The sequence below is a fragment of the Ornithinimicrobium sp. genome, from assembly GCF_030537745.1.
Taxonomy (GTDB): Bacteria; Actinomycetota; Actinomycetes; order Actinomycetales; family Dermatophilaceae; genus Ornithinicoccus.
In genome coordinates, this window is record NZ_JAUNVI010000085.1 from 1 (window position 1) to 6320 (window position 6320).

At 68.9% G+C, this 6320-nt stretch carries 7 protein-coding genes; 2 read left to right on the forward strand and 5 right to left on the reverse strand.

Features of this window, described 5'->3' with window-relative positions; genetic code table 11:
* On the reverse strand, positions 1 to 307 hold a 307-nt coding region (locus Q4P07_RS13080; protein ID WP_303375357.1), incomplete at its 3' end, for a biotin/lipoyl-containing protein.
* A gap of 70 nt (positions 308 to 377) precedes the next feature.
* Positions 378 to 1757: a dihydrolipoyl dehydrogenase gene (gene lpdA, locus Q4P07_RS13085; RefSeq protein ID WP_303375358.1), complete on the reverse strand. Its 1380-nt coding sequence runs from the start codon at positions 1755 to 1757 to the stop codon at positions 378 to 380.
* Positions 1758 to 1897: 140 nt separating this feature from the next.
* Here lpdA and Q4P07_RS13090 point away from each other — a divergent pair, with 140 nt between their 5' ends.
* Positions 1898 to 2074, forward strand: coding sequence for a DUF5302 domain-containing protein (locus tag Q4P07_RS13090; RefSeq protein WP_303375359.1), 177 nt, complete (start codon positions 1898 to 1900; stop codon positions 2072 to 2074).
* A 154-nt stretch (positions 2075 to 2228) separates the two neighbouring features.
* On the opposite strand, the gene Q4P07_RS13095 is transcribed toward Q4P07_RS13090, so the two are convergent.
* A complete protein-coding gene (locus tag Q4P07_RS13095) occupies positions 2229 to 3758 on the reverse strand; it encodes a leucyl aminopeptidase (RefSeq protein ID WP_303375360.1) in 1530 nt (509 codons plus the stop codon).
* 84 nt (positions 3759 to 3842) lie between these two features.
* Between Q4P07_RS13095 and gcvT the strand changes: the two genes are divergently transcribed.
* Positions 3843 to 4946 carry a glycine cleavage system aminomethyltransferase GcvT gene (gcvT, locus tag Q4P07_RS13100; RefSeq protein WP_303375361.1) on the forward strand — a complete coding sequence of 368 codons (1104 nt, stop codon included), beginning with the start codon at positions 3843 to 3845 and terminating at the stop codon, positions 4944 to 4946.
* A gap of 108 nt (positions 4947 to 5054) precedes the next feature.
* On the opposite strand, the gene Q4P07_RS13105 is transcribed toward gcvT, so the two are convergent.
* Complete coding sequence (locus tag Q4P07_RS13105; protein ID WP_303375362.1) at positions 5055 to 5564, reverse strand: bifunctional adenosylcobinamide kinase/adenosylcobinamide-phosphate guanylyltransferase; 510 nt, start codon at positions 5562 to 5564, stop codon at positions 5055 to 5057.
* A gap of 126 nt (positions 5565 to 5690) precedes the next feature.
* Positions 5691 to 6287, reverse strand: coding sequence for a DUF937 domain-containing protein (locus Q4P07_RS13110; RefSeq protein WP_303375363.1), 597 nt, complete (start codon positions 6285 to 6287; stop codon positions 5691 to 5693).
* Positions 6288 to 6320 lie beyond the last annotated feature (33 nt).

Consider the following 6320-nt stretch of genomic DNA (forward strand, 5'->3'; position numbering starts at 1 on the left):
GAGCCCCCTGCGCCGGAGCCTCGGCTGCGGACTCGTCCGCATCATTGCTGTCCGCAGCGCCGTCGGACGGGCCGTCCCCGATCACGCACAGGTCACCGCCGACCTCGACGGTGGCGTCCTCCTCGGCGACGATCTCCTGCAGCACGCCCGCAATGGGCGAAGGGATTTCGGTGTCGACCTTGTCGGTCGACACCTCGACCAGCGGCTCGTCAACCTCGACGGTGTCGCCGACGTTCTTCAGCCAACGGGTCACGGTCCCTTCGGTGACGGACTCACCGAGGGCCGGCATCGTTACACGTTCCGACATGTCTGAAACTCTCTCCTCGTCCGGGGACTTGCAGTCTACGGGTCTTGTGGTCTCGTGGTCAGGCGATTGCTTAGGCGTGTGCGTGCAAGGGCTTGCCGGCCAGCGCCAGGTGGGCCTCGCCCAGCGCCTCGTTCTGGGTCGGGTGCGCGTGGATCAGGGCGGCGACCTCCTCCGGCAGCGCCTCCCAGCTGACGATGAGCTGTGCCTCGCCGATCTGCTCGCCCATCCGCGCACCCACCATGTGCACGCCGACGACCGGGCCGTCCGGCCCCGAGCGGACCAGCTTGACGAAGCCGGCGGTGCCCAGGATCTGTGACTTGCCGTTGCCACCGAGGTTGAACTCGTATGTCGTGACGGCGTCTCCGTGCTTAGCCCTGGCTTGCTCCTCGGACAGCCCGACGGAAGCGATCTCCGGGTCACAGTAGGTGACCTTGGGGATGAGCGTGTCGTCGATGGGAGTCGGGTCGAGGCCGGCGATGTCCTCTGCCACGAAGATGCCGTGCGCAAACCCGCGGTGCGCGAGCTGGGGCCCCGGCACGATGTCGCCGACCGCCCGCACCGTGCCGACCCCTGTCCGGAGCCGCTCGTCGGTCGTCACGAAGCCACGGTCGAGGGTCAGGCCCGCCTCCTCATACCCCAGCCCCTCGGTGCGGGGTCCGCGCCCGACGGCGACGAGCAGCAGCTCCGCCTCGAGGGTGTCCCCGGACTCCAGGGTCAAAGTCACGGTGTCGTCGCTCTGGCTCACGGACGCGACCCGCGCGCCGAGCTTGGTGGTGATCTTGCGCTTGCGGAAGGCCCGCTCGAGCTGCTTGCTCACCGCCGGCTCCTCGGCAGCGACGAGCCGATCGAGCGCCTCGACGATGGTCACCTCCGACCCGAACGAACGCAGCACGGAAGCGAACTCGACCCCGATCACGCCGCCGCCGAGCACGATCGTCCGAGCGGGAACGTCCTCCAGGGTGAGCGCTTCATCGCTGGTCATCACCCGCCCGCCGATCTGAACACCAGGCAGCGTGCGCGCATAGGAACCGCTGGCCAAGACGATGTGCTTGCCGACGAGCTCGCGGTCGCCCACGGTCACGGTCGTGGGGGAGGAGAGCCGTCCCTCGCCCTCCACGAAGGTGATCGCGGTCGCCGACTTCACCAACCCCTGCAGGCCCTTGTAAAGGCGCCCGACGACCCCATCCTTGTAGCGGTGCACCCCAGCCAGGTCGATCGACTCGAGGCTGCTGTTGACACCGTAGGCAGCCCCGCCCCTGGCCGCGTCGGCCACCTCCGCGCTGTGCAGCATCGCCTTGGTCGGGATGCAGCCGCGGTGCAGACAGGTCCCACCGAGCTTGTCCTTCTCCACCAGGGCCACGGTGAGCCCGAGCTGGGCGGCCCTCAGCGCGCAGGCGTAGCCTCCACTGCCGGCGCCCAGGATGACGATGTCGAAAGTCTCAGACGGCATAGCGGCAATCCTGCCACCCCCACCCCACTTCGTGCCTGCCGGGGCATGGCGGCCACGCTGGCGCACAAATTCTGGTGACAGCGCCCACGCAGGCGTGGCAGAGTGGTCTTTGTTCTTGTCCCCGAGAGAGAGGAGGCCCCGTGAACGACAATCCGGCCACGGAAGATGTCAAGGCCAAGTTCCGCGAAGCGCTGGCTAAGAAGCAGGCTCACGGAGGTGCCGATGTCTCGGACGAAACCGAGCAAGGCAAGGTCGCCGGAAGACGCGGCGCCAAGACCTCTGGGACCCAGCAGATGTTCCGGCGCAAGAGCGGCTAAGGGCCGACTCTCCTGACGGAGCGAGGGGCACCACCCGACTGCGGGTGGTGCCCCTCGTCACGTCTGGCCTGTCTCGCTGCCCCGACCGGGCGGTCGTTCAAGCCGGACCGGACGGTCGGTAGGCCCGCACCGAACGGTCGTTAGGCCGGGACGGTCAGCCGGCGTAGGACCTGGCGAGCTCCACCAGCGCGCGCACGCCCGCACCCGAGGCGCCCTTGGGCTGGTAGCCCCACGCGCCCTTGTCGTTGTATGCCGGGCCCGCGATGTCCAGGTGGGCCCACGGGATGGAGTCGGCGTCCTCGCCCTCCCCATGCTTGCCGATGAACTCCTGCAGGAAGACCGCGGCGACCTGGGCTCCGGCCGTCCGCTCCCCGGTGTGCTTGAGGTCAGCGACCGGAGTGTCCAGCGTGGGACGGATCTCCTCTGGCAGCGGCAGCGCCCACGCGGTGTCGCCGACCTCGTTGGCCAGGCGGGTCACCGTGTCGCGCAGGTCGTCGTCGTTGCCCATCACGCCGATGGTCCGCTCACCGAGCGCCACGATGCAGGCGCCGGTCAGAGTGGCCACGTCGACGATCGCGTCCGGCTGCTGCTCGCTGGCCAGCGCCAGACCGTCAGCCATCACCAGGCGGCCCTCGGCGTCGGTGTTGATGATCTCGACCGTGCGCCCGCCGCGCATGGTCACCACGTCACCGGGGCGCTGGGCGAGGTCGCCGGTCATGTTCTCTGCCATGCACAGGTATGCCGTGACGCGCACCGGCAGCCTCAGCTCGGAGATCGCGACGATCGCCGCCGCGCACGCCGCGGCCCCACCCATGTCCATCTTCATCGTGATCATCGACGCACCGGGCTTGATGCAGAGGCCGCCGGAGTCGAAGGTGATGCCCTTGCCGACCAGTGCGAGGTGCTTGCTCGCGCCCTCCGGCTCATAGCGCAGTGTGACCAGGCGAGGGCCGCGCCCCGAGCCCTGACCCACGCCGATGATGCCGCCGCAGCCCTCCTGGGACAGCCGCTGCTCGTCCCAGACCTCGACCTCGACCTCGCTGCCCGCGGCATGCTCGGACACGGAGGCGGCGAACGTCTCGGGATAGAGCACATTAGGCGGAGTGTTGACCAGGTCGCGGGCATAGCGGACCCCCGCGACGATTGCGTCTGTCTCGTCCTTGACGCCCTCCGCGCTGGCCGCTTCGACTCCGGTGACGATCGCCTCGCCGAGCTCTGGCTTGTCCGACTCGGCCTTGCCGACGCCGTGATGGGTCGCAAAAGTGTAGGCCCCCAGACCGACGCCCTGCGCCACCGCAGACGCCTCTTCCGCACCATCCTGACCGAGGGCGAAGACCGCCTTGTCCTTGCCGGCCAGTGCCCTGGCGGCCACACCCGCGGCGCGACGCAACTTCTCCAGCCGACCGGCTGGCCCGCCGCTCGACATACCGACCACCAGCACGAGGCCTGCGGCGACACCCGGGACGCCAGCCAGTTTGGTGACCTCCTCAGCACCCGCCTCGGCGCCGATGGCGGCCAGTGCCTGCTCGAGGTGGCTCGCGGTCTCCTCCGGCAGTCCGTGGCCCTGCGCGAGGGTGCACGACTCACCCTTCTTCGTGGCGGCGACGACCAGCGCGTCTGCGCCGATCTCTGCGGCGCTCTGGTCGGTCAGGGTGAGGGTGGTGGTGCGTCGGCTTTCGGCCATGGGACATCCTTCGTTGGTGCCTAGTGACGGGAATCTTCGCCCTCCGAGCCTAAGCCACGCACGAGCCGACTAGGCTGACGAGCCATGAGCGAGCAGACGAAGAAGTCCCCGTTGCACGACAAGCACGAGGCCCTCGGGGCCAAGATGGCCGACTTCGGTGGGTGGTCGATGCCGATCGAGTATGCCGGTGGCGGCGTGGTCGCCGAGCACACCGCGGTCCGCGAGCGCGTCGGCCTCTTCGACGTGTCCCACCTGGGCAACGCGCTGATCACCGGGGCTGGCGCCAAGGACTTCCTGAATGCCTGCTTCACCAACGACCTGGAGCGGATCCACCCCGGCAAGGCGCAGTACACCCTGTGCTGCGACGAGAACGGCGGCGTGGTCGACGACCTCATCGTCTATCTACGCAGCGACGAGGACCTCCTGCTTATCCCCAACGCAGCCAACACGACGGAGGTCATCCGGAGGCTTCAAGAGGTGGCGCCGGAGGGTATTTCCGTGACGAACGTGCACGAGGACTACGCGATCCTCGCGATCCAGGGCCCCAAGTCCGACGAGGTCCTGGAGGCGCTCGGGCTGCCGACCGGGCACGAATACATGAGTTTCGTAGACGCCCAGTGGCGAGGGCACGAGCTGACGGTATGCCGCACCGGCTACACGGGGGAGCGCGGCTACGAGTTGGTCTGCGGCGTCGAAGACGCGTCAGCGCTGTGGGACGCCGTCGTGTCGGCGATGGAGCCCTTCGACGGTAGGGCGTGCGGGCTCGGCGCTCGCGACACGCTGCGCACGGAGATGGGTTATCCGCTCCACGGGCATGAGCTGTCCTTGGACATCACGCCCGTGATGGCCAAGACCGGATGGGCGGTCGGCTGGAAGAAGGAAGCCTTCTGGGGCAAGGAAGCCTTGTCAGCGCAACGCGAGGCCAAGGAGAGCCGCGTCACCAACGGGCTCTTGGTGACCGGGCGCGGCATCCCGCGGGCCGACTGTGCGGTGCTCGACGCAGACGGCAACACGGTCGGCGAGGTCACCTCCGGCACTTTCTCCCCGACGCTGAAGCAGGGCATCGCGCTGGCGCTCATGGACCGTTCGGTGGCGCAGGGCGATGAGGTCAGCATCGACGTGCGTGGCCGACAGGTGGCAGCGACCGTGACCAAGCCCCCCTTCGTCGAGCGCGGCGCCGGCGCCTGACCCTCAGCCCCCGACCGGGCGGTCGCTCTGGCCACACCGGACGGGCGCAATCGCCACACCGAACGCGCGTTATTGCCACGCCGGGCGGACGGTTGGTCGCGGTCGCGGCTAGACCCGACCGACGAGCGGCATACTGCTCAGGTCGATGACCCGTCCCAGCACCACTGCGTGCAGGTCGCCGCTCACGGAGGCGACGCGGGCGTTCACATAAGAAACTAGCTGGTCCCGAAGGCTCGCGTCACCGGTGCCTTCGAGCGACTCGCTGGTCAGGGTCACGGTCTCGAAGGGCACCGCCGACAGCGCCAGACACAGCTCGTCGGCCAGGCCGCTGATCACTTGGTGCGCGCCTTCGGGGTCGTCCCGGAGGCAACGATCGTCGAGGACGGCATCCACCCACCCGGGCAGGTCGTCGATCAGGACCGGGCTGCGCGATGACAGCAGCGCCCGGGTCAAGTCGAAGGTCTCGACCAAGGACCACTGGTCGGGCCGGCCATTGCGGATCGCCTCGGGATGCTCCCTGGTGGAGACCAAGGTCACCTGGGGATGGGCGCTGAGGAGCGACTGCGCGTGCTGGGCTCGATCGGCGTGCGGTTTGCCCACCACCAAAGTCGTCGTCATGGGCTCAGCATAGCGACGCGATCGAGCATGCCGAGGAGGCGCCACCGAGCAAAGAAGAGCGGGAGGTGGAGGGCCACTGCCCTCCACCTCCCGCACCTCCAGGATGATCGTGCGACGCGACGATCGTCAGCGCTTGCCGCCCAGGAGGCCGCCCAGGACGTCGCCGAGGATGTTGCCGGACCCAGCGCGGGTGCCCTGACCGGTCGCACCACCGAGCGCTGAGCCGAGGACGTCCTGCAGGATCGAAGTCATGTCGAGCCCGCCGCCAGATGCGGCCGCCTGGTCCTGCGGCGTGAGGGCTCCACCCGAGCTTCCCTGCGGCGCGGCACCAGCGCCCTTCATCTGCTTGGCGAGCCAGGACAGCACGATCGGAGCGAGCAGCGGGAGCAGCTTGCGCACGAGGGCGCCGGTCTGCGGCCCACCCAGGCCACCGAGTTGGTTGACGACACCGTCGGTGTTGCCACCGAAGACGTGGCCCAGGATCTTTTCGCCGTCACCGGTGTCGACGCTGTCCAGCGCCAGGTTGTCGGCCAGACCGTTGTCGTGCTTGCTCAGCGCGCTGAGCAGCGACTGTGCGCCGTCCGCGTTCTGAGTGTTAGCCGCGAGCCCACCGAGCAGGGCCGGCAGCGCGGCCTTCACGGCCTGGCTGGTGGTGGCGGGGTCGCTGCCGAGCGACTGTGCGAGCTGGTCGATCGGGATAGAGCGCATTAGCTGGTCAATCATGGGGGGCCTCTCCCTCGTCCTGGCCCCCGGTTG

Bases quoted from the DNA above. Each gene is read 5' to 3' on its own strand.
- Q4P07_RS13110 (WP_303375363.1), bottom strand. From the start codon at position 6,287: ATGATTGACCAGCTAATGCGCTCTATCCCGATCGACCAGCTCGCACAG.
- lpdA (WP_303375358.1), bottom strand. From the start codon at position 1,757: ATGCCGTCTGAGACTTTCGACATCGTCATCCTGGGCGCCGGCAGTGGA.
- Q4P07_RS13105 (WP_303375362.1), bottom strand. From the start codon at position 5,564: ATGACGACGACTTTGGTGGTGGGCAAACCGCACGCCGATCGAGCCCAG.
- Q4P07_RS13095 (WP_303375360.1), bottom strand. From the start codon at position 3,758: ATGGCCGAAAGCCGACGCACCACCACCCTCACCCTGACCGACCAGAGC.
- gcvT (WP_303375361.1), top strand. From the start codon at position 3,843: ATGAGCGAGCAGACGAAGAAGTCCCCGTTGCACGACAAGCACGAGGCC.